Source organism: Actinopolyspora lacussalsi, from assembly GCA_030803735.1.
In the GTDB taxonomy this organism is placed as follows: domain Bacteria; phylum Actinomycetota; class Actinomycetes; order Mycobacteriales; family Pseudonocardiaceae; genus Actinopolyspora; species Actinopolyspora lacussalsi.
The window spans coordinates 4,662,501-4,689,022 of sequence record JAURUC010000001.1; the positions used below are offsets into that span (position 1 = coordinate 4,662,501).

A 26,522-nucleotide genomic window follows, 5' to 3' on the forward strand; every position below is an offset into this window, starting at 1 on the left:
CTCCGAATGGCATCAACGTTGGCAGCGTGGCAGTGAGTCCGTGGGGGAGAAGCTCCATGGTCGAGAGGGAAACAGCCCAGATCACCGGCTAAGGCCCCGAAGTGTGTGCTGAGTGGAAAAGGATGTGGGATTGCCGAGACAACCAGGAGGTTGGCTTAGAAGCAGCCATCCTTGAAAGAGTGCGTAACAGCTCACTGGTCAAGTGATCCTGCGCCGATAATGTAGCGGGGCTTGTAAGTACACCGCCGAAGCCGTGACACAGCAGCGTTGCTGTTGTGGGTAGGGGAGCGTCCCGCACGCCGGTGAAGCCGCGGTGCAAACCTGTGGTGGAGGGTGTGGGAGTGAGAATGCAGGCATGAGTAGTGCATGGGCAGTGAGAATCTGTCCCGCCGGAAGACCAAGGGTTCCAGGGCCAGGTTGTTCCGCCCTGGGTGAGTCGGATCCTAAGGCGAGGCCGTCAGGCGTAGTCGACAGGACAACGGGTTGATATTCCCGTACCCGCGTGGCACCGCCCCATACCAGCCCCCATGCAGGGATCGTCAACTCATGGCGGCCATCGGGATTCGTCCTGGTGGTTCGTGTGGGTGGTGGTTGCTGGTGGGTGTGCTGGGCAGCGAGGGGGTGACGCAGGAGGGTAGCCCATCCCGGGCGATGGTTGTCCCGGGGTAACGGTGTAGCACGGCCGCCCAGGCAAATCCGGGTGGCCAGTGGTGTGAGACCGGATGCCGAGCCGGTGTGGCGAAGTGGGTGATCCCCGGCTGCCGAGAAAAGCCTCTAGCGAGGGGCCGCGTGGTCCGTACCCGAAACCGACACAGGTGGTCTGGTAGAGCATACCGAGGCGAGCGGGGTAACCGTGGTTAAGGAATTCGGCAAATTGTCCCCGTAACTTCGGGAGAAGGGGAGCCGCGCCTGGTGATCCCCCATTGGCGGGGTGAGCTGGGGGTGGCCGCAGAGTCTGGGCCCAAGCGACTGTTTACTAAAAACACAGGTCCGTGCGAAGTCGTAAGACGCGGTATACGGACTGACGCCTGCCCGGTGCCGGAACGTTAAGGGGAGTGGTGAACCCTTCGGGGTGAGGCTGCGAACCGAAGCGCCGGTAAACGGCGGTGGTAACTATAACCATCCTAAGGTAGCGAAATTCCTTGTCGGGTAAGTTCCGACCTGCACGAATGGCGTAACGACTTGGGCGCTGTCTCGACCACGGGCCCGACGAAATTGCAGGACGAGTTAAGATGCTCGTTTCGCGCGGCAGGACGGAAAGACCCCGGGACCTTTACTACAGCTTGGTATGGGCGTCTGGTTCGGCTTGTGTAGGATAGGTGGGAAACGGTGAACCACGCACGCCAGTGTGTGGGGAGTTGCTGGTGAAATACCACTCTGGTCGTTCCGGGCGTCTAACCTCGGTCCGTGACCCGGATCAGGGACAGTGCCTGGTGGGTAGTTTAACTGGGGCGGTTGCCTCCTAAAAGGTAACGGAGGCGCCCAATGGTTCCCTCAGCCTGGACGGAAACCAGGTGGCGCGTGTAAGTGCACAAGGGAGCTTGACTGTGAGACCGACGGGTCGAGCAGGTGCGAAAGCAGGGACTAGTGATCCGGCACCGGCATGCGGATGCGGTGTCGCTCAACGGATAAAAGGTACCCCGGGGATAACAGGCTGATCTTGCCCAAGAGTCCATATCGACGGCATGGTTTGGCACCTCGATGTCGGCTCGTCGCATCCTGGGGCTGGAGTGGGTCCCAAGGGTTGGGCTGTTCGCCCATTAAAGCGGCACGCGAGCTGGGTTTAGAACGTCGTGAGACAGTTCGGTCCCTATCCGCCGCGCGCGTGTGGAGACGTGCGGGGAGCTGTCCCTAGTACGAGAGGACCGGGACGGACGAACCTCTAGTGTGCCAGTTGTCCCGCCAGGGGCACGGCTGGTTGGCCATGTTCGGCACGGATAACCGCTGAAAGCATCTAAGCGGGAAGCCCACCCCAAGATGACGTCTCCCACCCCCCGTAAGGGGGGATAAGGCACCCAGCAGATGACTGGGTTGATAGGCCCGACATGTACGCACAGCGATGTGTTCAGTGGACGGGTACTAACCCGCCGAACGGCGACACCCCCACAACACACCGCCCACACACGCACCAACCCGCAAGCACGCGATCTCGCCACCACTATACGGCTCCCAACACAGCCACCACCCCCTGGACAATTCAATACCGGCTGAACCCCCATCAGCCCCCAATGGTTTTTTGGGTCGGTGGCCACAGCGGAGGAGACACGCCCGGCATCCATCCCGAACCCGGCAGCTAAGCCCTCCAGCGCCCCAGGTACTGCACCCCCACGGGTGTGGGAGACACGGACACCGCCGACCCAACCCCCCCAAACCGGCCCCACCCACCAGGGTGGGGCCGGACTACTCTCTGCCCCCTTACCCCGACAACGCCACGCGAAATCGCCGGGGCAGGCAGTACCGCCGTGGGATGTTTTCCCCGACTCAGTCGGAAGCTCTTCGTGCGAGTTCGTAGCAGATCACACCGGCAGCGGCGGCCACATTCAACGACTCCACCCCGCCGTACATCGGAATGCGCAACCGCTCCGTGATCCGTTGGCCCACTTCTTCCGAGAGACCGGCCGTTTCACTACCGAGCACGAACACCGCCCGGTTCGGAAAGTCCGCTCGGAAGAGATTCGTCCCGGCATGGGCATCCAGTGAGTACAACGGATATCCGGCCTCGGACAGCGCTTCAGCGGCCGTGCCGGCATCCGGGCTGCGCAGGATCGGAGCGTGAAAGGCGATTCCCGCCGAAGCCTTGACCACCAACGGGTCCACATTGGCCACCCCACGGTGCGGCAGCACGATGCCGTCCATGCCCGAAGCCGTCGCGGTGCGCAGGATCATTCCCACGTTGGCCGGAGTGGTCAACCCGTCCAGCAGCAGCATGCTGCGGGGCGCGGTTGCCGGATCCGCCAGCGCATCTTCCAGCGGACGCATCTTCCGGGCCACCACGTCGGCTATCACACCCTGGTCGTGGCGTCCGTTGCCCGCGAGTACCTTCACGCGTTGCGCGCTGGCGCGCCGCACCGGTACAGCGCGGTCGTCGGCCGCTTCCTTGATCTCGCGGACGATGCCGCCGCTGATTCCCTCGGCGAGAACTACCTTGTCCACGCGAAGTTCGAGATCGGACAGGGCTTCCAACACCGGTTTACGGCCGTAGACGGTCACGAATCGGTCGCGTGGTGAGGTTTCGGGCACTGTTGCGAGGCTCCTCTCGGAGAGTTGTCGCTCTTCGTCGAACGAGCGGGTCGGAAGCGGTCCGCCGTTGATCGGTTTCTTCGCCGGGAGTTCACCGCTACACGGCCGCTCGGCGTCACTTCGTTCGGCGTCCGTCGTGTGTCAGTATCGCGGTCATGTCCGATCGGTTGTCCGCACTGGATGCCTCATTCCTGTATCTGGAGGACCACACCACACCGATGCACGTCGGAGGTGTGGCTGTTTTTCGGCGGCCGAGCTCCGGATTCGACTACGACAGTGTGGTTTCGTTCATCGAACGCAAGCTCGCGCTGGTGCCGCGTTACCGCCAGAAAGTCGTGCAGATCCCGGGTCGACTCGCCAGACCGGTTTGGGTGGACGATCAGAATTTCGACATCAGTTACCACGTACGTCGTTCCGCACTACCCAAACCCGGCAACGACGAGCAGCTGCACGACCTCACCCAGCGGTTGATGTCGCGGAAACTGGACACCACTCGGCCGCTGTGGGAAGTCTACCTGGTGGAGGGGCTCTCCGAGGATCGAACAGCGGTGATCACGAAGACCCATCAGGCCATGATCGACGGTATCGGGGCTATCGACATCGGCCAGCTGATCCTGCAGAGCACTCCCGCTGACTCATCGGCGGAGCACACCGGTCCCTGGCTGCCGCGCCCCGAGCCGGGCGCCGTTCAACTCGCCGTCAACGCGGTCACGGAGGCTGTTCGGCGTCCGGGGGAGGTGGTGGAGAACATTCGTGCCACTACCGTCGACGCCACCGCCACGCTGCGCAAGTTGTCGGGAGCCGTGGCGGGGCTCTACTCCGCACTGCGCACCGCCGCTGTTCCGCCGCCGGGGACCCCGTTGAACGGAACCACTTCGTCGCAGCGGCGGTTCGCCGTTGCCCGGGCGCGGCTCGAGGACCTCCGGAACGTGCGGCGGCAGCACGGCGGAACCATCAACGATGTGGTGCTGGCCGTGCTCACCGGGGCTTTCCGGAACTGGTTACTTTCGCGGGGTGAGGCGGTGACCACTCGTAGTACCGTTCGCGCGATGGTTCCGGTCTCGGTCCGAGCCGATGGCCCCGCGGCAGTGGCGCGCGCCGAACTCGGCGACCTCCCGTTCGACGAGGTCTCCTCGTACCTGGTGGATCTGCCGGTGGGTGAGCCCAGCCCGAGTATCAGGCTGCATCAGGTGAGTCACGCCATGCGTGCCCACGCCGAATCGGGACAGTCCGTGGGAGCGGACGCACTGGTGCGGCTTTCCGGATTCGCCCCTCCGACCCTGCACGCCCTGGGGGCCAGGGTCGCCAGTGGGCTGTCCAACCGGCTCTTCAACGTGCTGGTGACCAACGTTCCCGGCCCGCAGGTACCGTTGTACGCGGCCGGTGCGCCGATGTCCGAGATATTTCCGGTGGTCCCGTTGGTGAAGAACCAGTCGTTGGCCGTCGGGATCACTTCCTACAACGGGGGACTGTTCATCGGCCTCAACGCCGACAGGGCAGCCATGCCGGACGTGGATGTCCTTGCTGCGATGATCGAGGAGTCGGTTGAAGAGATGATCGGAACGGTCGAGGTATGAGGATCTATTTGCCGGCCACGGTGCGGATGCTGCGGGAGTTCTTCGAACAACAGCAGCTACGGCCGTTGAGTGGCACGGCCTTCGCACTGACTCCCGCCCTGCGGGAGTCGTATTCCAGCGGGGATGCCGAGGAGCTGGAGTACGCGGCCATGCGGGAGGCGGCCCGAGCCTCGCTCCGGCTGATTTCGACGGAGCTCGGTGATTCGCGGGAGGCCGAAACGGAGGAGGCACCTCGACGAGTGGTGGTCTCCGCCGATGTGCGGGACGAGGAGGCCACGCTGCGGCCGGATCTGGACCACGCGGTGGTCCGGCTGGCCAATCCGGTGCCCTGGAAAAAGATCGCCGCGGTGCACGTGGACACCGCCGAGGCAGAGGAAGCGGTGCGGCAGGCGGCTCCGCTCATCGACGATGCGGACCTCGGGGAGGAGAAGGCCGAGCTGGCTCTCGGGGACGCCGAGGATCACGAACTGGCCTGGTTCGCTCCGCAGGAGGTGCCGTTCATGCTCGAACTGATGTGACGTCCGGTTCCGGAGTGCCCGTTCCGGGGAGCTCCGGTCACTCGAAACCCGAATTCCCGGTCGACTTCCGCGGAGGTCGGCCGACCGGGAGACGAGTACACCGAGCTCGGCGGGAGCCGCAGTCTCAGGCGCCCTGGACCTTGTCGGCGGGCGGAACCGTGATGTCGACCGGTTCACCCCAACCGGAGTAGGTGATCTTCGTCGTCGTCTCGGGGATCTCGGTCCCCATCATCTCCATCTCGGGAGTGACCGTCTTCACCCGCATCGGCAGGTCGTTCGGGCCGATCCACACGGTCTTCCGCAGTTCCTCGATGCCCTGCTTCTGGAAGAGCTCGTAAGCGCCCTTGACCGAACTCCCGGACTGGGACATGACCTCGCTCAGATCGGTGACCACCTCGTACCTGGTGGCCTGCTCACCGTTGAGCGTCACCTGCTCGGTGCTTTCGATGCTCGATCCCTCCGGCAGCATGGACTCGATGTCCGAGTACTGCCGCATGCTCCCGAGCTGACCCATGTTGCCGGTCGTACCGGCGGAACCCGTACTGGTCTTCGTCCACGGCTTCCCGCTCTGCGCGGAACCCGGCATCTTGATGTAGATGGCCTTTTCGGTCATCACGACCGGAACGGCGCCGTCACAGGACATCTCGCTCGCGGCGAGGTCGAGTTGACAGGTCTGGCCGCCCATGGCGGACATCATCGACCCCTGGGCGCCGGAGCCGCCCTCGATCTCCATCTTCATCGTCACCGTTTGCTTACCGTCCATGGTGTTGGACGTCTGTGACACGAGTCCGGAGATCTGGTGGAAGGTCTGCTCGGAGCCGGAGGACTGCGACTGCCCGTCCCCGCCGTTACCCGTGCTCGCCTGGTCCGATGAGGTCGTGCCACACGCCCCCAACGTGGTGATCAGTGCCAACGCTGACAGTGCCAATGTCGTGCGGCGCACGAGAAACTCCCTTCACCGTGACTCACCCCTGTGGGTGGATCACCCGCAACCTAGCAAAGCCCGATGGCCACACGTGGTGATTTCGAGGGATTTCCCGTCACGCCTACACTCGGCATCGCCGTTCGCCCGGGGAGCATGCCGGCGGGTGGTTCATGCCGGACCCTGGGTGAACTGTTTGTTCACCTCTTCGGCGGGCGGTGCCGAGATGTCGACCTTCTTGCCCCAGTCCGAGTAGTCGATCACCATTCGCGCGTCCTCGGGGGCTCCCCCGATGGGAGGCATTTTGGCGATGACCCGCATCAGCAGGCCGCGTTCGTCGACCCAGTACACGTAGTGGAGCTTCTCGACGCCGCCCTTGAGCATCTCCTGGGCGTTGCTCCGGTTCTGCTCTTCGCCCTTCTCGGCCATCACGTTCATGTCGACGGCCACGTCGTAGCGGACCGCCTTTTCACCCTCGAGCTCGGTTTTCCGCTTCTCGCTGATCTCCGCGCCCTCGGGCAGCATGCGTTCGATGTCGCTGAACTTGGTCAGCTCACTGAAATCCGCACTGGTCTGTCCCATGTCCTCGGGCGACATCTCGACCCACGGTTTGGTCATCCCACGCTGTTCCCGCATCTCCTTCGGGAACTTCATGTACATGGTGTCCGACTCCATGATGAAATCCATGAAGCCGGTGCAGTGCATGTTCTGGCCGACCAGCTCCAAGTCGCAGTCGTAGTTCATCGTCTTCGCCGCCTCGGCCGGGAAATTCTCCGCCCGCATGCTCATCTTGACGGTGGAGCTCTCCTGCATCGCGTCGCCGACCGTGTCGCTGAGTGCCGAGACGTTCGACAGCGGACTCAGGCTCTGCTCGGTCTTCTCGGACGCGTCACCGGACGGGTTACCACTCGACTGAGTGGTCTGTCCGGTCCCGCAGGCGGTGACGCCCGTCAGGGCCAGTGCTGTCAGCCCGATGGCCAGTCTTCGCATTCCGGTCCTTTCGTAACGATCGTTTCGACCGGATCGGGACCCTAGCAACGACCCGCACCGCAGGACGACAAACTTTATGAATTTGATTCACTCGTCACGCCCGGCGCGAGAGCGCAGCAGTCTCCGCAGCGAGTTCAGCTGCGCTTCGTGACCTTCCTCGGCCACGAACGTGTCGAGGTGGCAGTCCGGATCCTCGGTACCCCCGAGATGACCGCAGTTCGGCGGACATTCCTCAGCCGCCGCGGCGAGGTCCTCGAACGAGTCCACGAGATCGCTCGCGGTGACGTGTGCAAGTCCGAAGGACCGTATCCCCGGGGTGTCCACGACCCAGCCGCCGATGTCTTCGGGCATCGCCATCGCCACCGCCGAGGTCGAGGTGTGCCTGCCCTTGCCTACCTCGCTGACGCGTCCGATAGCCCGCTCCGCATCGGGCACGAGGCGATTGACCAGCGTCGATTTCCCCACCCCGGAATGTCCCACCAGTGCGGAGACGCGGCCGTCCAGCGCGGCCCGCAGTTCCGTGGGTTCGGCGTCGAGGCGAGTAGTGAGCACGGAGATCCCCAGCTCCGCGTAACCGGAGATCCAATCCTCCGGAGCCGCCAGATCCGCCTTGGTCAGGCACAGCACCGGGGTGAGCCCACCGGCGTAGGCGGCGACCAGGCAGCGATCGATGAACCCGGAGCGGGGCGGTGGGTCCCACAGCGAACTCACGATCACCAGCTGCTCGGCGTTGGCGACCACCACTCGTTCGTACGGATCGGTGTCATCGGCGGTACGCCGCAGCACGCTGGTTCGCTCCTCGACCCGCACGATCCGGGCCAGCGTGTCCGGCTCGCCGGAGGTGTCACCCACCAGCCAGACGCGATCACCGATCACTACGGGGGTTCGGCCCAGCTCCTTGGCACGCATGGCAACCACCTGCTGCCGGGGGTCACCGTCGACGGCGCACGTCCACCTGCCCCGGTCGACGGCCACCACCATCCCCACGAGCGCATCGGAGTGTCCGGGGCGTTGCTTGCTGCGGGGTCTGCTGTTGCGCCGGTTCGGGCGCACCCGGACATCGGACTCGTCGAGGTCTCGCCACCCCCGCTTGGTCATCACCGCTCCGCTCCCGTCACCGCAGGCCGCCCAGCATCTTCGTCCACATCTCGTCGAACCCGGGAAGTGTTTTGCCGGTGGTCGTGATGTCGTCGATCACCGTTCCCGGAACCCGCAGTCCCAGGATCGCTCCCGCCGTGGCCATCCGGTGGTCGGCGTAGGAGTGCCACTGCCCCCCTCGCATCGGCCGGGGAACGATGGTCAGCCCGTCGGGATGCTCCGAGGCCTCCGTGCCCAGACCGGTCAACTCCGCGCGCAGCGCCGCCAGTCGATCGGTTTCGTGTCCGCGCAGATGCGCGATCCCCCGCAGTCGCGATTCGCCGTGCGCCAACGCGGCCAGCGCGGCGACAGTAGGGGTCAGCTCGCCGACCTCGTGCAGGTCCACGTCCACGCCGCGCAGCCGTTCCGGGCCGGTGACGGTCAACCCTCGCTCGTCCAGCCGGGTCCCGGCCCCCATCTCCCGCAGGATCCACCGGATGGCGTCCCCGGCCTGGGTGGTTCGCTCGGGCCAGCCAGGCACGGTGACTTCGCCGCCGGTCACCGCTGCGGCGGCGAGGAACGGGGCCGCGTTGGACAGATCCGGTTCGATCCGCAGCTCCAGCGGCTCGATCCCGCCCGGTGACACCGTCCAGGTGTCGGGTTCCGAGTCGTCCACGTCCACACCCCGCGCACGCAGCATCTGCACCGTCATCGCGATGTGCGGCAGCGACGGCACCGATTCCCCCTCGTGACGCACGGTCAGCCCGCGCTCGTACCGAGCGGCCGAAAGCAGCAACCCGGACACGAACTGTGAGGAGGCGGACGCGTCGACAGTGACTTCACCACCGTCCATTCCCCCCGAGCCCTCGATCGTGAACGGGAGGCCGTCGCCGCTCACCCGAGCCCCCAGCGTCCGCAGCGCTCGAAGCACCGTGTCCAGCGGTCGTTCCCGAGCCCGCGGGTCCCCGTCGAAGGTGATCGTGCCCTCGGCCAGACACGCCAGTGGCGGCAGGAACCGCATGACGGTTCCGGCCAGCCCGCAGTCCACGGTCGCCGGGCCGTGCGGTTTGCCGGGGGCTATCAGCCATTCGCCCTCGGGTCCGTCCGCGACCTCCACACCGAGCGTGCGTAGCGCCGCGGCCATCAGTTCGGTGTCCCTGCTTCGTAGCGGTGATCGCAGCGTCGAGGGACCCGTGGCCAGTGCGGCGAGCACGAGGGCCCGGTTGGTGATGGACTTGGAGCCCGCGACCTCGACGGTGGCGTGCACCGCTTCTCGGGCCGGTGGGGCGGACCAGGGTGCGCTCATGGCTCGATGGTCTCGCACGTTGCGCCCGTCCCGGAAGTTCGGGTGTGCTTTCGCGGGTGCCCGTCAACCAGGTGCGGGTTGCGCGAGCACGTGGTGGAACTGGCAGCATAACCGCAACGTGGACGGTAATCGTGGGTTCCGGTTCCGCGGGGCCTGCCGCTTCGCGGTGGAGGGAGTGGAGGTGCGAAGCGATGTGCGGTAGATACGCCTCGTCGAAGGCGCCGAGCGAGCTCGCCGCCGAGTTCGACGCGCGGGACGAGACCGGTTCCCGGGCGCCGGAGCCCGACTACAACGTCGCTCCGACCAAACCGGTGTTCAGTATCGTCCAGCGGCACCCGAGAGACGCCGAGGGCAGTCCCGATCCGGACCGCTCCGAACGCACCGTGCGGGTGATGCGTTGGGGACTGGTGCCGAAATGGGCCAAGGATCCCTCGGTGGGAAGCCGGATGATCAACGCCCGCTCCGAGACCGTGGCCACCAAACCGGCGTTTCGGGGGGCTGTTCGTTATTACCGTTGCCTGCTGCCTGCCGACGGCTGGTACGAGTGGAAACGGGACAGCAGCCCCAAGCAGCCCTACTACGTCACCAACCCGGACGACTCCAGTCTCGGCATGGCGGGAATCTGGGCCACCTGGCGCGACCCGGCGGAGCCGGAGGCCGAGCCGCTGGTCAGCTGTGCCGTGCTTACCACCGAAGCGGTTGGTGAGCTCGCCGAGGTGCACGAACGCATGCCGCTGGTGCTCGCGTCCCGGGACTGGGCGGAATGGCTGGACCCGGACAACCAGGACGTCACGGATCTGCTGGTGCCGCCTTCGGGGGAGCTGGTGGAGCGACTACGGATGCGCCCCGTCTCGCGTGCGGTCAACAGTGTGGCCAACAACAGTCCGGGACTGACCGAGCCGGTACCCGAGAAGGACGCGCTGTTCGGATCATGACAAGAGTAGAGGTGGACACTCCGCACGGGGTGGCCCGTGCCGAACTGCACAGCGCCGCCGAGGGCCGTGCGGCGCTGCTGCTGGGACACGGCGCCGGCGGTGGTTTCGAGGCCGAGGACCTGGTCTGCGCGGCGCGTACCGCCACCTCCTCGGGCGTGCACGTCGCGCTGGTCGAACAGCCCTACCGGGTGGCCGGGCGTCGTGCGCCCGCTCCGGTCCGACAGCTCGACGCCTGCTGGCTGGCCGTGGCCGATGACCTGGGGCAGCGGTGGTTCCCTGAACTCCCGTTGATCTTCGGCGGACGTTCCTCCGGCGCGCGGGTGGCCTGCCGCACGGCCGACGCCGGGGGAGCATCGGCCGTGCTGTGCCTGGCGTTCCCGCTGCGCCCGCCGGGAAAGCCTGACAAGGATCGAGGTGACGAGCTCTTCGCGGTCGAGCTCCCGACCCTGGTGGTGCAGGGCGAGAGCGATCCGTTCGGCGAACCGGAACCGTCCACCAACCGTGAGGTGGTGCTGGTTCCCGGGGACCATTCGTTGCGGGCCGACACGGGAGCGGTTTCGCGTGCCGTCTCCGAGTGGCTCGGCAGGATTCTGCGCCTCCTCGACTGATCGAGGTTTTCCGGTCGCGAGGGTGGTCGGGGTTCGGCCCGCGGGAGTGCTGGGAGCTCGGCCGCGTCGACGGCGCGGCGATTTCGCGAGAAATCGACGGAGTACGGGGCCGAACCGCCGTATCAGGGTCGTCAATTTCGCGAGAAATCGACGCCGTCCCACGGGGAGGTGCCGCACGCACCGGGCCACGGACGTGGCGTCACCAGTTGCGGCGGTTCAGTGCGACCGGTGGTTCGGATCGGACCGGTGGGTGGAATAGCACGCCGTTGTCGATCGTTGCACGGGACGTGTTGACCGAGCAGAGTGGTACGGCCGTCTCCGGCGGCCAGCAGCCCAGCTTGAAAGAGTGCGTGTCGTCACGCGGTTCGCGGGATTCCGCGAAGCGTGCACGTGAAGGTGCCGGGGTATCCTGGGAGAGTACTCATGCCGGTGAGGGCATGGGGGCGTCACCATCTCCACTTTCGTCTTGGTGGCGGGGAAGGAGCCCGGTGCCTGGTACCAATGGGCAGGCCAGTACTGCCGAGAACGAGCAGCCGGCGGAAACCGGTGAGCAGCAGCAACGGGACGAGGTCACTCGGGCGGAGGAATCCGAGGCGACCGAGACGGCCGAACAACGGGTCGCCCGCTTCGAGCGTGACGCGATGCCGCTGCTGGATCAGCTCTACGGTGCCGCCCTGCGGATGACGCGCAACGCGGCCGATGCCGAGGATCTCGTGCAGGAGACCTACCTCAAGGCGTATTCGGCGTTCAAGTCCTACACCAGGGGGACCAATCTCAAGGCCTGGTTGTACCGCATCCTTACCAACACCTACATCAACGGTTACCGCAAGCGTCAGCGACAGCCGCAGCAACAGCCCACCGACGAGATAGCCGACTGGCAGTTGGCGCAGGCCGAGAGTCACACCTCCAGCGGACTGCGCTCCGCCGAGCTGGAGGCACTCGACAGGTTGCCGGACACCGACGTGAAGTACGCGTTGCAACAGCTCGCGGAAGAGTTCCGCATGGTGGTTTACCTGGCGGATGTCGAGGGGTTCGCCTACAAGGAAATCGCCGAGATCATGGACACTCCGATCGGCACGGTCATGTCCCGATTGCACCGTGGGCGCAGGCAACTGCGCGGGATGCTGACCGACGTGGCGCGTGAACGTGGCTTCCTGCGGTCCGAGGAGCGGGAGGTGAGCACGCCGTGAGCTGTTGCGAAGACCCGCGGGCTTCCTGCGAGGACGTGCTCGCCGAGGTGTGGCTGTTCTTGGACAACGAGTGCGACCAGGAGCGGCGAGCCGCGCTGCGCAAGCACCTCGACGAGTGCAACTCCTGCCTGGAGCACTACGGAATCGAAGAGCACCTAAAGGAGTTGCTGCACCGCAAGTGCGGTGGGGAGCACGCTCCCGCCGAGTTGCACGACAGGCTGCGTAGTTCGATCCGCGAGAACGTGCTGCGCCAGGCCGAGGTGACCGTCGAGGACGGCCCCGAGGGCGCCTCGGTCGAGGTGCGGAGCAGGCCGACCTCTTCGGCGGAGTGACTCCGCTGCGCCGTAGCCGCTCTCCGGACGCCACGAGAAGCCGGACAACACGAAAAGATGGCCCCGAACCGGCTTGACCGGTTCGGGGCCACTTTGTTGTGGGCCGCGGACGCGGCATGGTGCCGCGGTGGCGCGAGCGAGCCGTATAGTCCGCGAAAAACCCTCACTTGCCGCGCAGCGGACGCTTGCCGTGATTGGCGTTGTTCTTGCGCGCGGCCTTCTTCTTGCGGGCCCGCTTGGCCATTGGGCACTCCTAATCCGACTCGAATTCGACCCCCCACAGTCTGACATGCGAGGTGACCTGGTGTTCGTGGGCGGTTGCCCACGTGGTTTCCTGGTGGCCGAGCGTCAGCCGGACGGGTTCCAGAAGGGAAGCGGTAGCTGGTGGCACACGAAATACGCGCCGAGATGGTTGCCAACGTCATGACCGTCGACGTGAGCCCGGGCGATCAGCTCGGCAACGGGGACTCGGTGGTCGTGCTGGAGTCGATGAAGATGGAGATCCCGGTGCTCACCGAGCGCCCGGGGCGGGTCGACGAGATCGCCGTCAGCCCGGGCGACGTGGTCCGGGAAGGGGACCTGCTGGCCGTGATCGAGAACCCGAACTGACCGAGGTTTCCCGCTCGCCCGCTACCGGTGCTTCGCCAGGTCTTGCCGCGATCGCTCGGGAGCGGGTGCCGTCGGTTCGTGGTTCGTCGTGGGGCGGTCGAAAGGGCTGATCGTGTCTACTCTCAGTGATCTGTTGGCCGAGCACACCGGTCTGTCGGGAACGGTGGCCGACCATCTGCAGCTCGTCGTCGCGGAGTGGCAACTGCTCTCCGACCTGTCCTTCGCCGATTTCCTGTTGTGGGTGCCCGTCGGGCAGGACGATCCGGGGGACAATCGGTTCCTCTGCGTGGCGCAGGCGCGTCCCACAACGGCGCCGACGGCCCATTCGGAGGATCTGGTGGGCACGGCGGTGACCCCTCAGGACCATCCGCAGCTGCAGCGGGCCGTGCGGGAGAAACGCATCTGCAGGGAAGAGGATCCCCGGTGGCACATGGGGGTTCCCGTGCGACGCGAGACCATTCCGGTTCGGTTGGACGACTCGGTGGTCGCGGTGTTGAGCCGGGACACCAACCTCGCGGTGCCCCGGGTGCCCAGTCCGCTGGAGATCTCGTACCTCGGCAGTGCCGCCGATCTCTGCCAGATGATCGCCGATGGTAGCTTTCCCACCGCCGAACCCTCCCCGGACGTGCACACCAGTCCCAGGGTGGGGGACGGTCTGATTCGATTGGACAGCGCCGGGACGGTGGTGTTCGCCAGTCCCAACGCGCTCTCGGCGTATCACCGGATGGGCCACGCCGCGGACCTCGTGGGCGGCCCGCTGGCCTCGTTGACCCGTTCGCTGTTGTCCGACCCCTTCGACGCCGACGAGGTGTCCCAGCGCATCCGGCAGGCTCTGGACGGTCAGCCGGGAATGCGGATCGAGGCCGAGGCCAAGGGGGCCACGGTGTTGTTCCGCGCGCTGCCGCTGCAGCCGCGTGGCCAGGATGCCGGGGCGCTGGTGCTGGTCCGGGACGTCACCGAGGTCAAACGTCGGGATCGGGCGCTGCTCTCCAAGGACGCCACGATCCGCGAGATCCACCACCGGGTCAAGAACAACCTGCAGACCGTGGCGGCGTTGCTGCGGTTGCAGTCCCGGCGTACCGGCAACAACACGGCGAGGCAGGCGCTGGACGAATCGGTGCGGCGGGTGACGTCCATCGCGCTGGTGCACGAGACGTTGTCGATGTCGGTCGATGAGCGAGTGGATCTCGACGACGTCGTCGACCGGGTCATTCCGATGATGAGTGACCTCGCCAGCGCGAGCGGCGGTGTGACCGTACGCAGGCAGGGGCGTTTCGGTGAGGTCGCGGCGGAGCTGGCGACTCCGCTGGTGATGGTCCTTACCGAGCTGGTTCAGAATGCTCTGGAACACGCCTTCGCCGAGGGCGAGGGCGGGGAGGTCGTGGTACAGGCGGAGCGTTCGGCGCGCTGGCTGGACGCGGTGATCTCCGATGACGGTCAGGGCCTGCCGAAGGACTTCTCCCTCGAGCACGCCGAACGTCTCGGCCTGCAGATCGTGCGGACCCTCGTCGAGTCGGAACTCCGCGGGTCGTTGAGTTTGCGCGGGCGTGATCAGCGGGGTACCGAGGCGGTGCTGCGAGTCCCGTTGAAATACCGTCGCTGAGTCGCTGCCGCTGAGTGCGTCGATAGTGGGCGCACACGGGGGAGCGTGCTCCGATCGATCCTGTCGGCCCCCCTGTGGAACGCGGTGATCGCGTTCGCGACCGACATCGACGCGGATCGATCGATGGTGTTGTGCGGTTGTTGCGGTTTCCGGCTGTCGCGCGTCCGATTACGGCGTCCCTGGGAATCCGTACGGGTCTCGCCCGTCTCCGCTCACGGAGTCCTGCCGGGACGGATCTGTCGGACGCTCAGGCGTTGGTGGTGCGAGTGCGTGTCCGCGCGTTGCGACGCTTGAGCGCGCGACGCTCATCCTCGCTCATACCGCCCCATACACCTGCGTCCTGTCCGGTCTCGAGGGCCCACGCGAGGCACTCGGACGTGACGGGGCAACGACGGCAAACAGCCTTGGCCTCGGCGATTTGCAGCAGGGCAGGACCGCTGTTCCCGACGGGGAAGAACAGCTCGGGGTCCTCGTCACGGCAAACCGCACGGTCGCGCCAGTCCATCGTTTTGCTCCTCGCTAGGCACGCCAATGCGCGCCGATCGTTGTTCCGGGGTGTTTGTGAATGCTTTCACGGAGTCCGTGCGCTTGTGAATGCTTTCACGAACTCGCGTAATGTCAAGGGGACGATCACTACCGAGTGAGTGAGCTCACCCGGAAGATCGACAGATCTTGACCTGGGGTTGGGTGACCACCGGAGACGGTGCGGCCGACCCTGTGTGGTGCTTCCGTTGCGGCAAGTTATCCAACGACGCACAGAGCGTTCGGAACCGACACGAAATCGATCACCGAAAGCTCGCCGAGGGAGTCGCCGTCGACCTGTACTCGCAACGGCCGCTCACAGGCTACTCGCAACCTGCTGATGTTCGCACGCCTAAAAAGGGATTTTCCTTGTGGTTTAGCTCTATCGCTGAGCATTTGCGCTACATGTCGTAACACTGAGTGAGGAAGCATGTTGCCGAGCGCGAATACACCGATACCCGTTTCGAAGCTGGTCTCGGGGTTGGTGTGCACCGGTCTGCGGCCCAGGTAGGTCCACGGATCCGCGTTGGAAATCATGGCCGCGTGTAATGCGGTCACCTGAGGCTCGTCGTCGGCCTGCACGGTGAGTAATGGTTTACGTCGGGCGCTGGCCAGATAACAACGGGTCGCGGCGCTGGTGTACAGCCACGGTGTCACTCGCCGCCCCTTGCCGCGCCGGCGTTCCACCTCGGCGACCACGTCCGCGTCGATCCCGACCCCGGCGTTGAAGGTGAACCACCGGTCGTCCACCTTGCCCAGGCCGATCCAGCGACTGCGCTGCTCGGCCAAGGCGTGCAGCAGCCCGTGGGTCGCCTCCAGCGGATCCCGGGGTACGCCGAGCGCGCCCGCGAAGACGTTGGCCAGTCCGCCGGGGATCACCGACAGGCACGGGCGCTGGGTGGTCGTGGCCACTTCCGTGCGCAGCATTCCGTTGACGACCTCGTTGACGGTGCCGTCACCACCGTGCACCACGATCAGGTCGGCCCCTTCGAGGGTGGCTCGTGCCGCGGCGTCGGCGGCATGGCCGCGATAACGGGTTTGCACCACGTCGAGTTTGACCTCGCTGGCGAGCGCGTGGGCCAGCACGTCCCTACCCGCGGCACTGGTCGAGGTCGCCTCCGGATTGACTACGAGAACAGCGCGCACACCCGAAGCCTAGCCGTAGTTCCCGGGAGGTTTCGTGTGGCGCCACCCCGTCTCGTAACTCCCGGCGCTCGCGGTGGAACGGTGTGCCGGATGGAACCGGAGCCGCCGTCTCGGGAACGTGTCGTCGGCGTGGATGAGTGGTCTATTCTCGAAACAGGGTGCTCAGGGGCTCGTACTCCCGGGATCGTGTGAGCACGTGCCCGGCGGCGGAAAGTTCCACCCGCGAACGGCTGTCCGGCGAGATCTCCGTCCCCGGCGTCCGGAACGACGGTGTCGTCCGGTGAGGGTCGGCCCGGAAGCCCTCCCGGCCGGGAGTTCTCCCACGAGCCCTATTACGTCACCGTGGATACATCACCCCAGGAAAGAGGCATTCGTGTCGGCAGCGACAGCCCCCCGCGCCGTGCGCCTGGCCGGCCTGGTGACCGTGTTGCAGGCGGTTGCCGGGATCACATTCGTCGTGGCCCTGCTGATTCGGGCGAGCCAGGCCGAGCTCGGTTCGGTGGGATCGCTCACCCGCAGCTCCACTTATGGTGAAGCCGGCTATTTCGGCCTCATCTCCCTCGGTGTGCTCTTCGCGGGCATCGGGCTGTTGCGGAGCAAACACTGGGCCCGCACACCGGTGCTGCTGTTGCAACTGTTGTTGCTCGGTGCCTCCTGGTACGCGATGGGTCCCTCGGACAGCCCGCTGGTGGCCTTCGGGTTCGCCGTTCCCGCCGTGCTGGTGCTGTGGTGCCTGTTCAACCGTGCGGGGCGGGAGTGGTGGTTGCGCTCCAGTGCCGCTCCCGACGCCGAGCCCGAGAACCGCTCCGGCTGATCGAAGTTTTCCGGGAAGCGTGTCCCCGCTCGTGTGGTGGTTTTCCGTGGGCGTCGGGGGCTCGTGTCGAACGGCACGGGGCTTCCGGCTCTTCCGCCCGCTCCCGGTCCAAACCGCGCACTGTCGCGAGCAGCGTCAGCGACGCTGGTTCGAGCCACCCTCGCCGCGGTTCTCCGAAGGGATGCTGCGCGGATTGGCCGCTGCCCAGCTCTCGGCCAGCCGCGCCAGGGCGCCGGGTTTGTCCCAGTCCGACGGGTTGGCCGGGATCGTCGCTATCCAGTTCTCACGGTCCCTGGCCGGGTCCTCGTTCGGTCTGTCCGCGATCGTGAAGTGCTTCGGTCGAGTGACCTCGATGAACGGGTTGCCCTCCACGACGTAACCGCGTTTGACCGCGATTTCCCGGTCGCCCTGTGCCCAGCGGAACGTGAGCCCGTGGTTGAAGTATCGACTGATCGGGCGAGTGGGCATGGTGACACCTCGCGCTGGTGTGGTGCGTGTCGGTTTCGCAGATTACCGTGCTTTCGCCTGTGGGAAATCCGTCAACCGTGGGCTGTTCGATCGAGTGCCTCCTCGGTCAACCGGAAGACGGTCCACTCGTCCATCGGAATCGCGCCCAGCGACTCGTAGAAACCGATCGCCTGCTCGTTCCAGTTCAGTACCCACCATTCCAGCCGGGCGTATCCGTGTTCGACGCATTCCCGAGCCAGTTCCGCCAGCAGCGCCCGCCCCAGACCGTGCCGTCGGTACGACGGCTCCACGTAGAGGTCCTCCAGGTAGATACCGTGTGTCCCCCGCCAGGTGGAGAAGTTGAGAAACCACAGCGCGAATCCCACGACTCGCCCGTCGAACTCGGCCACGTGCCCGTACAGCGCCGGGGCCGGTCCGAACAGCGACCGCCGCAGCTGCTCCGTGGTGAGTTCGCACTGCTCGGGAGCTTTCTCGTACTCGGCGAGCTCGTGCACCAGTCGCACCACGGCGGGCAGGTCGGCCTCGGTGACTCGTCGTACTCCGTTGTCCCCGGCGTGGTTGTTCCCAGCGTGATCTAACACCCGTTCAGGTTAACCGAGTCGTGCTCACATGATCATCTTCTCGGATCCGGGACGTTCTAGCGGACGTCGACCCCGAAAGCGATCACGTGGGCAGCTCCAGCGCCATCAGCACGTCGTCCACGAACCTGTCCCCGATGCGGAACTCGGCGCGCAGCCTGCCCTCGATCTCGTAACCCGCGGCGCGATACAACCGCATCGCCCGTTCGTTGGTGCCCAGCACCCGCAGCGTGATGCGGGTGGCGCCGCGCCGCAGCGATTCGGCGCGCACGGCTTCCAGCATCGTTCCTCCGATGCCCCGTCCCCGGTAATCGGGCAGCACCGAGAAGCCGTGCAGCTGTTGCACATGAGCCGTGGCGTCCGCGAGATCGGGATACGAGGTGGCCAGCGGGACCAGTTTCGAGAATCCCACCGCGAGACCGTTCTCGTCGGCGACAAGTACGTTGCCCGCCTCGACGGGTCCGTCGAAGATCGATCCCTTCGATGACTGTGGTGGTGCCGGACTCGTTTCCGGAGACCACGCCTCCCGCTGGATCCACATCAGACGTTGTTCCTCGCCGGGTCGCGCCACGCGGGGCCGCACGTCCATACCGGTTTCCGTTTCGAGAGTGGGAGTGGAGGTCGGAAGCGAGCCTGGCAACTGAGTCGGTCGGGCGCAATCGGATTTCGAGCGCTGCGGAACGAGGAGCGCGGAGTGTTCTCGGGATCCGGACCGTTCTCGTACGTCCGCGGTGGCTCGGCCACGGTCGCGGCGGCGTGTGACCGTGCCCAGGGTCTTCCGCTCCCGGCCGTCCGGCTGCCCGGTTCAGTGTCCGGGTGCGACGGCCGATCACCGGTCTTTTCGGCGCCGGTGCTGATTCGTTCCGAAAACCTGGGTAGCGCGTTCGGGAAGACGCTCATGAGATCCGTATGCGTTCGGTTTTCGCGGCACGTGCGGCACGCGGTCGGTGTTGTACCATGCGCGCATGTCGAAGCGAAGAAAATTCGAATTCGTTCGATTTCGACGGTCGGGAGTGGTCAGGAAACGAATCGTCGCGGCAGTGGCCGGTATTCTTGTCGCCACGACATCGACTTCTTGCGGCGGTTTTTCCGGAGGCGAAGTGCGGTCGGGGCGGGGCGAGTTCTCATTCGTGTCACCCGACGGAAGGACGAGGATCCTGTACGAGGAAGAGGATCGCGACAGCGTGGGGGACTTGTCCGGGTCCTCCGTCATGAAACCGGGGAAGACCATAGCTCTGTCGGACTACGAGGGCAAAGCGGTCCTGCTCAATCTGTGGGGATCGTGGTGTGCTCCCTGCCGGGGTGAGGCGGACGAACTCGAACGGTTGAACCGGCGGACCGAGGACGCGAACATCCGATTCCTCGGTGTGAATGTTCGCGAGAACCGGAGGTCCGCTCAGGACTTCATGCACAATCTGGACGTGACCTACCCTTCCGTGTACGACCCGGACGGTAAAGTGGCACTGGCTCTGGACGGACTTCCGCTTTCCACCGTGCCGATAACGCTCGTGCTGGACGACGAGCACGGAGTGGCCGCGATTTTCCTGGGTTCCGTGACCGCGGAAAAAGTGATGCCGGAGATAAGGAAAGTGGTGTGAAACGGCTGCGGTCGGATCGCGTTCCGCGCGGTTTCCGACCGGTCCGAACGGTTGCGCGTCGCGGGGCCCGAAAGGACGAAGAAGAACGGGGGCGAGGGATGCGGCGTTCGCGGCCGAACGCGCGTCGACCGTGGCTCGACGACCGGAGAAAAACGACGCCGACCGGCGGAAGCGTGTTCCGGCCGGCCGGCGTCGTGTGAGGACCTACGGGGCGTTCAGCCCTTCTTGGTCTCCCAGAAGATCTTGTCGATCTCGGCGATGTAGTCCAGCAGCTCCTGGCCCGTGGCCGGGTCCATCGAGCCCTTGGTGCCAGCCGCACCGGCGGCCTTGGTGGCCTTGTTCACCAGTTCGTGCAGCTGCGGGTACTTCTCGAAGTGCGGAGGCTTGAAGTAGTCGGTCCACAGTACCCACAGGTGGTGCTTGACCAGTTCCGAGCGCTGCTCGGCGATGTTGATCGCGCGAGTGCGGAACTCGGGGTCCTCGTTGTTCTGGTACTTCTCCTGGATGGCCTTGACGGACTCGGCCTCGATCCGTGCCTGGGCCGGGTCGTAAACGCCGCACGGCAGGTCGCAGTGGGCGGTTGCTTCCAGACGCGGGCCGAGAAGCCGCGACAGGAGTCGCATACTTCCTCCCTGAAAGTGACAGTGAATGCTCCGACAGGGCCGACCCTACTCCGTTACGATCGTCGTTGTCTTACGGAGGTAGGTGTGAGTTCGCTCGGTCGGCTGCGCTGGCGCAGGCTGCGTGTGCGAGGGCCCTCGATGGCTCCCACGCTGCGGGACGGGGACATCGTGCTGCTGCGGTTGCGCACCGAGCCGAGGCCCGGTGACGTCGTGCTCGTCAGGTGGCCGTCCAGGCCGAACCAGCTCTCGGTGAAGCGGGCGGTGTGCCGTGTCGAGGGGGGTTGGCACGTCACCGGGGACCATGCCGCGGCCTCCACGGATTCCCGCCGGCTCGGCCCCGCGGAGGTGCTGGGGGTGCTCCGCTGGCGACTGGTGCCGCGCCCCGGTCGGATACGTTGAGTAGTTACCGCCGGGAACCGTCCGGTGTGGTTCGGATGTGGGAACCCCGCGGTCCCAAAGAAAACGAGTCCGGCTCGTATTCCTGGTGGTCACGATTCGTGTTCGTACGTCCGATGGTGAGGCAGTGTCTGTCGCTCGGCGCCTACCGTTCGGTCCGTCACTCGGCGGAGCGCAGTCGCTCGTAGTGCTCCAGGCAGTCCTCGTAGCGCGGCAGGATGCCTGCCTCGCTCGCCTCGGCCAGCGAGGGAGCGGAACGATCCTTTTCGGACAACACCGGTTCCGCGTCGAGCTCGTTCCACGGCAGTCCGAGCTCCGGGTCCAGTGGGTTGACCGCGTGCTCGGCAGGAGGGTTGTACGGCGTCGAGCAGAGGTAGATCATCACCGTGTCATCGGCCAACGCCGCGAAGGCGTGCCCGAGACCTTCGGCCAGGTACAGCCCGTTGTAGCTCCGCGAGTCCAGCCGGACAGCTTCCCACCGCCCGAAGGTGGGTGAGCCGATCCGCACGTCGACCACCACGTCGAGCAGGCTCCCCCGTGGGCAGTAGACGTACTTGGCCTGGCCCGGCGGAACGTCCGCGAAGTGCACACCGCGCACCACGTTGCGGTGGGACACGCTGTTGTTGAGCTGCGCCAGGGGCAGTCGGTGTCCGATCGCTTCGGCGAACGTCTCCTGCTGGAAGGGGGCAACGAACAGCCCCCGGTGATCGGGAAAGACCGGAGGGGTGAATTCCACGGCACCGCTGATGCCCAGTCGACGCATGTCCACACCGGCAGCCTATTACCGGTGTTCTCCGGTCGTGTCGTCGGGAAAGTACCGGCGGAGTTTCTTCCCCGGTACGAACGATCACCGGAACGAGTGTTGACAATTTGTTGAATATGCTGGTGTGGTGTGACCCTAGTCGCAGACAGCCCCGGGGGTGGCTGACATACTCGGCGAACCGCAGCGTCCGCCGAGCTGCTGCCCGGACCTGGGCAGTCGGTCTCGGTCGCCCCTAGACGCCTCGTCGAGTGGCACCAGTCCACACGGCGTGCGACGTCGCCCATCTGCCGCCCGGGAGTCGCTCCCGGTGGCCAGGTCAAGGCAACAGGAGGACGCCGTGACCACCGTTAGTGATCATCAGAACACGTCCGATTCCGCGTCCGCACCGGCAACGCCGAACGCGGAGTTGACCCACGAGGAGATATTCGGAGCGCACGAGGGCGGAAAGCTGGCCATCGCCCCCACCGCCCCGTTGACGAGTCCGCGCGACCTCTCCATCGCGTACACGCCGGGTGTGGCCAAGGTCAGCCGTGCGATCAACGCGGATCAGACGCTGACTTCCCGCTACACCTGGACCAGTGGACTGGTGGCGGTCGTCAGTGACGGCACCGCCGTGCTGGGGCTCGGTGACATCGGTCCGCGCGCTTCGCTGCCGGTCATGGAAGGCAAGGCGGCGCTGTTCAAGAACTTCGCCGGTCTGGACTCCATCCCGTTGGTGCTGGACACCACCGACAACGACGAGATCGTGGAAACCCTGGTCCGGCTGCGTCCCTCGTTCGGCGCGGTCAATCTGGAGGACGTGGCCGCGCCGCGGTGCTTCGATCTCGAACGCAGGCTGGTCGAGGCCCTGGACTGCCCGGTCATGCACGACGACCAGCACGGGACGGCGGTCGTGACCCTCGCCGCGCTGCGCAACGCCTGCCGGCTCTCGGGACGCGACTTCGGTTCGCTGCGCGTGGTGATCTCCGGGGCGGGGGCCGCGGGGGTGGCCTGTGCCGAGATCCTGGAGGCCGCCGGTGTCGGTGAGGTCGTCGTGGCGGACTCGCGAGGCGTGATCCACTCCGGCAGGGACAACCTGACCCCGATCAAGGCGGAACTGGCCGAGCGCACGAACCCCCGGCACGTCACCGGCGGACTGCCCGAAGCCCTGCGCGGTGCCGATGTGCTCATCGGCGTCTCCGCGGGCACCATTCCGGAGGAGCTGGTGGAGACGATGGCCGACGACGCCGTCGTGTTCGCGCTGTCCAACCCGGATCCCGAGATTCATCCGGAGGTCGCGGCCAGGCACGCGAGCGTGGTCGCCACCGGACGTAGCGACTTCCCGAACCAGATCAACAACGTGCTGGCGTTCCCCGGGATCTTCAAGGGGGCTCTCCACGCCGGTTCCCGGATGATCAGTGACCGGATGAAGGTCGCCGCCGCCGAGGCCATCGCGGCCGTCGCCTCGGAGGAGCTGGCCGCCGACTACATCGTGCCCAGCCCGCTGGATCCCAGGGTCGCGCCGGAGGTCGCCGACGCGGTCGCCGAGGCCGCCCGGAAGGACGGCGTGGCCACGGCCTGAACAGCGTATTCGCCTCTCGGGGCGAGTTCGCGTCTTCCCGGAGCGGCAGTCGGATGCATCGCGGGGCGAGACTACTCGGCAGGTTGGTTCCCGCGGTGGAAGCCGAACCGGAACCGTACGAGAGGACGGGGCCGGTCGACGACAGCGCCTGTCGTCGACCGGCCCCGAGTCGTTTCGCCACGACCGGCTGGGAGACGCGTCGAGCGGCCGGGCGGGCCGGCGGAAGCCCGGGGACACCCGACCCGTGCACGCTCCCGGTTCCGAACGTCACTGTGTGATTTGTTCGACAGCGCGTCACGTTGTCGGCGGCTCCACGTCTCAGCTTGAGGAGAGTCAGCCGTAACGGTGACGTCGCGGCTTAGATTTTCACCCGAACGCCGGTATGGTTGGAATTATCAGTTGTGGTTCATGCCACTATTGAACGATCAGCCGGTCGGGGGCGTAGCGCGAACGCAGTGGCGATGCGGAGGTTGGTCCGTGACCGAACGCAGCAGACAGGACCGGCGAACGGGACGGGGGAAACCACATCCCCCGGAGACGTACCAGCCGGTCGGTCCCGGTGTGACCGCCGATCTCGACGCGGCGGTGGAACCGTTGCCCGATGCACCCGCGCTGTTGAGCAGTCCGTCCGGGACGATCATCCGCGCCACCGATCAGGCCGCCGCGCTGCTGGGAGCGAACTCCGGTGGTGCTCTGCCGGGGCGCTCCCTGAACGAGTTACTGACCGTCGAGGGGGAGTTCGCCAAGCCGAGTGATCGTGCCCAGGACATCTGGTTCCGTGTCCTGAGCTGGCCGAACCGCGGAAACCCGAAGTTGACGGTCACGCTGCTCGTCGACGTCTCCGACCTGATGACCCCCACCGCGCGGACGCTGGCCAACGAACGCCGCAAGTTGCAGAACGCGCAGCGCGTGGCCGGATTGGGTACCTGGGAGGGGAACCCGCACACCAACACGCTCCGGTTGTCCGAAACACTGCTGGAGATCACCGGTACACCTCCCGGTACCGAGACCACGTACGAGTACTACCTCGATCACATTCATCCGGAGGACAGCCCGCGGGTCGACCGCTGTTGGCAGGAGTTGATCGAGAACCACATTCCCCTCGAGATCGAGTACCGCTATATCCGTCCGGACGGGGAGATGCGGATTCTGCTCTGTCACGGAGCGGTGATAACCGACGTCGCCGACCGCCCACTGCTGGTCGGGACCGCCCAGGACGTGACCGAGCAGCGCACCGCCGTCACCCGCATGGAACGCTCCAGCCAGCGATTCACCGACCTGGTGAGCGTCGTTCCGGTCGGCATCGGGCTGTTCGACGAGACCGAGCGGTTGATCGACGCCAACGACGCGATGTGCGACCTGCTCGGCTACCGGCTGCAGGAGCTGCGGGGCAATACGGTCAGCGGGATAACGCATCCCGACGACCCAGGGGGCGGCCTCGGCGGAACCGAGCTGCGGGACGCCTCGAACGGTCGACGCGACGAACCGCTGCAGCGGATGCTGGCCCGCTCCGACGGTCGACCGGTCTACTGCGAGCTGCACAGTTCGTTGTCGGTGCGCGACGACGGAACGAAGTCCTGGTTGGTGGTCTTCCAGGACGTCACCGAACGTCGCCGCAACGCGGAGGCACTGCGGTTCCAGGCCACCCACGACGAGCTGACCGGACTGCCCAACCGGGCCGCGGTCAAGGAAATGCTGGGCAACATGCTCGCGGAGGGCGATCCCGATCGCATCGCGGTGTTGTTCTGCGACATCGACAACTTCAAGCGGATCAACGACTCGCTCGGCCACGACGCGGGGGACGACCTGCTCGTGGCACTGGCCCGGCGGTTGGAGGGCGGGCTGCCCGACGGCTGTGTCGCCGCTCGTATCTCCGGGGACGAGTTCGTGGTCATCTGTTCCGACGTCCACGAGGTCGGGGGTACCGACTCGCTGGCCACCAGGGTCTCCGGTCTGTTACGAACCGCCGTTCCGGTACGTGGCCAGTTGGTTCGGGTGTCGGCCTCCATCGGTGCCTCCGTGCCGGACGGGACCGACGACGGTGCCGATCTGCTCCGCTTCGCCGACGCCGCCATGTTCGAGGCCAAGCGGGGTGGCCCCGGCAGGGTGTCGTTGGCCGGGCCGTCGCTGATGGCTTCGGCGGACAGCCAGCTCCACCTGGAGGGCCAGCTGCGGGAGGCGCTGCACCACGACCAGCTGACGCTGTACTACCAGCCGGTGGTGGATCGGCGCGGAATCATCGTCAGCGCCGAGGCACTGCTGCGGTGGCCGCACCAGGAACGTGGCCTGCTTTCCCCCGGGACCTTCCTCCCGGTCGCCGACCAGGGCGGGCTGATGCGTGACATAGACCGCTGGGTGCTGCGCACCTCGCTGCGCGAGGCGGCGGAGTGGCCCGGATCCGGCGCGACGGCGGTGTCGGTGGCGGTGAACCTGGCCGGGATGGTTCCCGGTGATCACGATTTCGTCGACTACGTCACCGACTGCGTGAACCAGGCGGGTATCTCCTGGGACAGAGTGGTGCTGGAACTGGTGGAGAGTTCCCTGGTCGATCTGCCCTCGCGTGCTCGGGCGGCCATGACGGAACTGGTCGATCGGGGTGCGAGGTTCGCCGTGGACGACTTCGGCACCGGTTTCTCGTCGTTGGCGCGGCTCAAGGAACTACCCGCGCAGATCATCAAGGTCGACCGCCGGTTCGTGGCCGACATCCACTCCGACAACAGCGACTTCGCGGTGGCCAAGGCCGTCGTGGACATGGCCAACGCCATGGGGCGTTCCTGCATCGCCGAGGGGGTCGAGAACGCGCAGCAGTTCGACACCCTGCTAGGGGCGGGGGTGTTCGAGCACCAGGGCTGGTTCTTCTCACCGCCGGTTCCCGCCGCCGAGTTCCACGCCATGCTCGCCGGAGGTTCCCTCATCGCCGCACGCGGGCCGAACTAGTGGATTCCGCAGCTTGGTTGTCGCGGGTGGTGACTTGGCGGAACCTCCGGCACGGCTCTCGCTGCGGGTGCCCCGACATCGGGTAGCGACCTACACAACGTCGGGGCCGTCCTCACGAGAGCCGCACCGGAGAACCCGCGGTCGGTTCTGCTGCGAAGGTGGTAGGAGTTCGGCCTGCGTCGATGGCGCGGCGATTTCGCGAGAAATCG

General features: G+C 66.1%; 26 protein-coding genes and 2 rRNA genes (1 of these 28 only partly in view). 15 read left to right on the forward strand and 13 right to left on the reverse strand.

All coding sequences use genetic code 11. The annotated features are described in order from the left end of the window. Together J2S53_RS20790 and rrf are read left to right on the forward strand one after the other, a co-directional pair. Positions 1-2,104, forward strand: a 23S ribosomal RNA gene (locus J2S53_RS20790); it begins 1,000 nt to the left of the window's first position. 136 nt (positions 2,105-2,240) lie between these two features. Continuing rightward, positions 2,241-2,358, forward strand: a 5S ribosomal RNA gene (rrf, locus tag J2S53_RS20795). Between the two features lie 123 nt (positions 2,359-2,481). On the opposite strand, the gene J2S53_RS20800 is transcribed toward rrf, so the two are convergent. Continuing rightward, a complete protein-coding gene (locus J2S53_RS20800) occupies positions 2,482-3,240 on the reverse strand; it encodes a TrmH family RNA methyltransferase (RefSeq protein ID WP_456242400.1) in 759 nt (252 codons plus the stop codon). A 155-nt stretch (positions 3,241-3,395) separates the two neighbouring features. On the opposite strand from J2S53_RS20800, the gene J2S53_RS20805 reads away from it, so the two are divergent. Both J2S53_RS20805 and J2S53_RS20810 read left to right on the forward strand, forming a co-directional pair. Beyond that, on the forward strand, positions 3,396-4,817 hold the full coding sequence (locus J2S53_RS20805; protein ID WP_456242401.1) for a WS/DGAT/MGAT family O-acyltransferase: 1,422 nt from the start codon (positions 3,396-3,398) through the stop codon (positions 4,815-4,817). Next, positions 4,814-5,335, forward strand: coding sequence for a DUF6912 family protein (locus J2S53_RS20810; protein ID WP_456242402.1), 522 nt, complete (start codon positions 4,814-4,816; stop codon positions 5,333-5,335). The genes J2S53_RS20805 and J2S53_RS20810 overlap by 4 nt, the downstream gene beginning before the upstream one ends. Positions 5,336-5,459: 124 nt before the next feature. On the opposite strand, the gene J2S53_RS20815 is transcribed toward J2S53_RS20810, so the two are convergent. The 4 genes from J2S53_RS20815 to aroA form a co-directional block, all read right to left on the reverse strand. Next, entirely contained in the window at positions 5,460-6,278 is an 819-nt protein-coding gene (locus J2S53_RS20815; protein ID WP_456242403.1) for a hypothetical protein, read from the reverse strand. A gap of 150 nt (positions 6,279-6,428) precedes the next feature. Then, positions 6,429-7,247, reverse strand: coding sequence for a hypothetical protein (locus J2S53_RS20820; RefSeq protein WP_456242404.1), 819 nt, complete (start codon positions 7,245-7,247; stop codon positions 6,429-6,431). 87 nt (positions 7,248-7,334) lie between these two features. Then, positions 7,335-8,345, reverse strand: coding sequence for a ribosome small subunit-dependent GTPase A (gene rsgA / locus J2S53_RS20825; RefSeq protein WP_130469240.1), 1,011 nt, complete (start codon positions 8,343-8,345; stop codon positions 7,335-7,337). A gap of 16 nt (positions 8,346-8,361) precedes the next feature. Further along, positions 8,362-9,630 carry a 3-phosphoshikimate 1-carboxyvinyltransferase gene (gene aroA, locus J2S53_RS20830; RefSeq protein WP_456242405.1) on the reverse strand — a complete coding sequence of 423 codons (1,269 nt, stop codon included), beginning with the start codon at positions 9,628-9,630 and terminating at the stop codon, positions 8,362-8,364. A 191-nt stretch (positions 9,631-9,821) separates the two neighbouring features. On the opposite strand from aroA, the gene J2S53_RS20835 reads away from it, so the two are divergent. The 4 genes from J2S53_RS20835 (at position 9,822) to rsrA (ending at position 12,695) form a co-directional block, all read left to right on the forward strand. Continuing rightward, positions 9,822-10,565: an SOS response-associated peptidase gene (locus J2S53_RS20835; protein WP_092981677.1), complete on the forward strand. Its 744-nt coding sequence runs from the start codon at positions 9,822-9,824 to the stop codon at positions 10,563-10,565. Further along, positions 10,562-11,173: an alpha/beta hydrolase family protein gene (locus J2S53_RS20840; protein WP_456242406.1), complete on the forward strand. Its 612-nt coding sequence runs from the start codon at positions 10,562-10,564 to the stop codon at positions 11,171-11,173. Before J2S53_RS20835 ends, J2S53_RS20840 begins: the two co-directional genes overlap by 4 nt. Before the next feature lie 488 nt (positions 11,174-11,661). Then, complete coding sequence (locus J2S53_RS20845; RefSeq protein ID WP_092981682.1) at positions 11,662-12,363, forward strand: sigma-70 family RNA polymerase sigma factor; 702 nt, start codon at positions 11,662-11,664, stop codon at positions 12,361-12,363. After that, entirely contained in the window at positions 12,360-12,695 is a 336-nt protein-coding gene (gene rsrA / locus J2S53_RS20850; protein ID WP_456242407.1) for a mycothiol system anti-sigma-R factor, read from the forward strand. The genes J2S53_RS20845 and rsrA overlap by 4 nt, the downstream gene beginning before the upstream one ends. Positions 12,696-12,858: 163 nt before the next feature. Here rsrA and J2S53_RS20855 read toward each other — a convergent pair whose 3' ends face one another. Further along, complete coding sequence (locus J2S53_RS20855) at positions 12,859-12,939, reverse strand: 50S ribosomal protein bL37 (RefSeq protein WP_033374540.1); 81 nt, start codon at positions 12,937-12,939, stop codon at positions 12,859-12,861. 140 nt (positions 12,940-13,079) lie between these two features. Between J2S53_RS20855 and J2S53_RS20860 the strand changes: the two genes are divergently transcribed. Beyond that, a complete protein-coding gene (locus J2S53_RS20860; protein ID WP_165400765.1) occupies positions 13,080-13,304 on the forward strand; it encodes a biotin/lipoyl-binding carrier protein in 225 nt (74 codons plus the stop codon). Positions 13,305-13,416: 112 nt separating this feature from the next. Further along, on the forward strand, positions 13,417-14,907 hold the full coding sequence (locus J2S53_RS20865) for a sensor histidine kinase (RefSeq protein WP_092924286.1): 1,491 nt from the start codon (positions 13,417-13,419) through the stop codon (positions 14,905-14,907). Between the two features lie 247 nt (positions 14,908-15,154). On the opposite strand, the gene J2S53_RS20870 is transcribed toward J2S53_RS20865, so the two are convergent. Next, positions 15,155-15,412, reverse strand: coding sequence for a WhiB family transcriptional regulator (locus J2S53_RS20870; protein WP_092629718.1), 258 nt, complete (start codon positions 15,410-15,412; stop codon positions 15,155-15,157). 236 nt (positions 15,413-15,648) lie between these two features. Further along, positions 15,649-16,575 carry a diacylglycerol/lipid kinase family protein gene (locus J2S53_RS20875; protein ID WP_456242408.1) on the reverse strand — a complete coding sequence of 309 codons (927 nt, stop codon included), beginning with the start codon at positions 16,573-16,575 and terminating at the stop codon, positions 15,649-15,651. Positions 16,576-16,948: 373 nt separating this feature from the next. Between J2S53_RS20875 and J2S53_RS20880 the strand changes: the two genes are divergently transcribed. After that, a complete protein-coding gene (locus tag J2S53_RS20880) occupies positions 16,949-17,389 on the forward strand; it encodes a hypothetical protein (RefSeq protein ID WP_456242409.1) in 441 nt (146 codons plus the stop codon). Positions 17,390-17,524: 135 nt separating this feature from the next. On the opposite strand, the gene J2S53_RS20885 is transcribed toward J2S53_RS20880, so the two are convergent. From J2S53_RS20885 to J2S53_RS20895, 3 genes are all read right to left on the reverse strand, one after another. After that, positions 17,525-17,857: a hypothetical protein gene (locus tag J2S53_RS20885; protein WP_456242410.1), complete on the reverse strand. Its 333-nt coding sequence runs from the start codon at positions 17,855-17,857 to the stop codon at positions 17,525-17,527. Positions 17,858-17,928: 71 nt separating this feature from the next. Next, the gene (locus J2S53_RS20890; protein ID WP_456242411.1) at positions 17,929-18,438 is read right to left on the reverse strand and encodes an N-acetyltransferase family protein; all 510 of its coding nucleotides are present in this window, start codon (positions 18,436-18,438) and stop codon (positions 17,929-17,931) included. Between the two features lie 82 nt (positions 18,439-18,520). Beyond that, positions 18,521-19,024: an N-acetyltransferase family protein gene (locus tag J2S53_RS20895; protein WP_456242412.1), complete on the reverse strand. Its 504-nt coding sequence runs from the start codon at positions 19,022-19,024 to the stop codon at positions 18,521-18,523. A gap of 604 nt (positions 19,025-19,628) precedes the next feature. Here J2S53_RS20895 and J2S53_RS20900 point away from each other — a divergent pair. Further along, entirely contained in the window at positions 19,629-20,033 is a 405-nt protein-coding gene (locus J2S53_RS20900; RefSeq protein WP_456242413.1) for a TlpA disulfide reductase family protein, read from the forward strand. Between the two features lie 215 nt (positions 20,034-20,248). Here J2S53_RS20900 and sodN read toward each other — a convergent pair whose 3' ends face one another. Continuing rightward, positions 20,249-20,656, reverse strand: coding sequence for a superoxide dismutase, Ni (gene sodN, locus J2S53_RS20905; protein ID WP_043576769.1), 408 nt, complete (start codon positions 20,654-20,656; stop codon positions 20,249-20,251). Between the two features lie 84 nt (positions 20,657-20,740). Between sodN and J2S53_RS20910 the strand changes: the two genes are divergently transcribed. Next, positions 20,741-21,055 (forward strand): S26 family signal peptidase, encoded by a 315-nt coding sequence (locus J2S53_RS20910; protein ID WP_092981707.1) that lies wholly within the window; start codon positions 20,741-20,743, stop codon positions 21,053-21,055. A 157-nt stretch (positions 21,056-21,212) separates the two neighbouring features. Here J2S53_RS20910 and J2S53_RS20915 read toward each other — a convergent pair whose 3' ends face one another. After that, positions 21,213-21,815, reverse strand: a complete 603-nt coding sequence (locus tag J2S53_RS20915; RefSeq protein ID WP_456242849.1) for a dTDP-4-dehydrorhamnose 3,5-epimerase family protein — start codon at positions 21,813-21,815, stop codon at positions 21,213-21,215. 337 nt (positions 21,816-22,152) lie between these two features. Here J2S53_RS20915 and J2S53_RS20920 point away from each other — a divergent pair, with 337 nt between their 5' ends. Then, positions 22,153-23,376 carry an NAD(P)-dependent malic enzyme gene (locus tag J2S53_RS20920; RefSeq protein WP_092924263.1) on the forward strand — a complete coding sequence of 408 codons (1,224 nt, stop codon included), beginning with the start codon at positions 22,153-22,155 and terminating at the stop codon, positions 23,374-23,376. A 477-nt stretch (positions 23,377-23,853) separates the two neighbouring features. Continuing rightward, a complete protein-coding gene (locus tag J2S53_RS20925) occupies positions 23,854-26,313 on the forward strand; it encodes a putative bifunctional diguanylate cyclase/phosphodiesterase (RefSeq protein ID WP_456242414.1) in 2,460 nt (819 codons plus the stop codon). The last annotated feature ends 209 nt before the right edge of the window (positions 26,314-26,522 follow it).

Excerpts from the sequence above, each read along its gene's own strand:
- J2S53_RS20805 (WP_456242401.1), top strand. The coding sequence starts at position 3,396 with ATGTCCGATCGGTTGTCCGCACTGGATGCCTCATTCCTGTATCTGGAG.
- J2S53_RS20810 (WP_456242402.1), top strand. The coding sequence starts at position 4,814 with ATGAGGATCTATTTGCCGGCCACGGTGCGGATGCTGCGGGAGTTCTTC.
- J2S53_RS20820 (WP_456242404.1), bottom strand. The coding sequence starts at position 7,247 with ATGCGAAGACTGGCCATCGGGCTGACAGCACTGGCCCTGACGGGCGTC.
- rsgA (WP_130469240.1), bottom strand. The coding sequence starts at position 8,345 with ATGACCAAGCGGGGGTGGCGAGACCTCGACGAGTCCGATGTCCGGGTG.
- aroA (WP_456242405.1), bottom strand. The coding sequence starts at position 9,630 with ATGAGCGCACCCTGGTCCGCCCCACCGGCCCGAGAAGCGGTGCACGCC.
- J2S53_RS20835 (WP_092981677.1), top strand. The coding sequence starts at position 9,822 with ATGTGCGGTAGATACGCCTCGTCGAAGGCGCCGAGCGAGCTCGCCGCC.
- J2S53_RS20840 (WP_456242406.1), top strand. The coding sequence starts at position 10,562 with ATGACAAGAGTAGAGGTGGACACTCCGCACGGGGTGGCCCGTGCCGAA.
- J2S53_RS20855 (WP_033374540.1), bottom strand. The coding sequence starts at position 12,939 with ATGGCCAAGCGGGCCCGCAAGAAGAAGGCCGCGCGCAAGAACAACGCC.
- J2S53_RS20870 (WP_092629718.1), bottom strand. The coding sequence starts at position 15,412 with ATGGACTGGCGCGACCGTGCGGTTTGCCGTGACGAGGACCCCGAGCTG.
- J2S53_RS20885 (WP_456242410.1), bottom strand. The coding sequence starts at position 17,857 with ATGCCCACTCGCCCGATCAGTCGATACTTCAACCACGGGCTCACGTTC.
- J2S53_RS20895 (WP_456242412.1), bottom strand. The coding sequence starts at position 19,024 with ATGGACGTGCGGCCCCGCGTGGCGCGACCCGGCGAGGAACAACGTCTG.
- sodN (WP_043576769.1), bottom strand. The coding sequence starts at position 20,656 with ATGCGACTCCTGTCGCGGCTTCTCGGCCCGCGTCTGGAAGCAACCGCC.
- J2S53_RS20915 (WP_456242849.1), bottom strand. The coding sequence starts at position 21,815 with ATGCGTCGACTGGGCATCAGCGGTGCCGTGGAATTCACCCCTCCGGTC.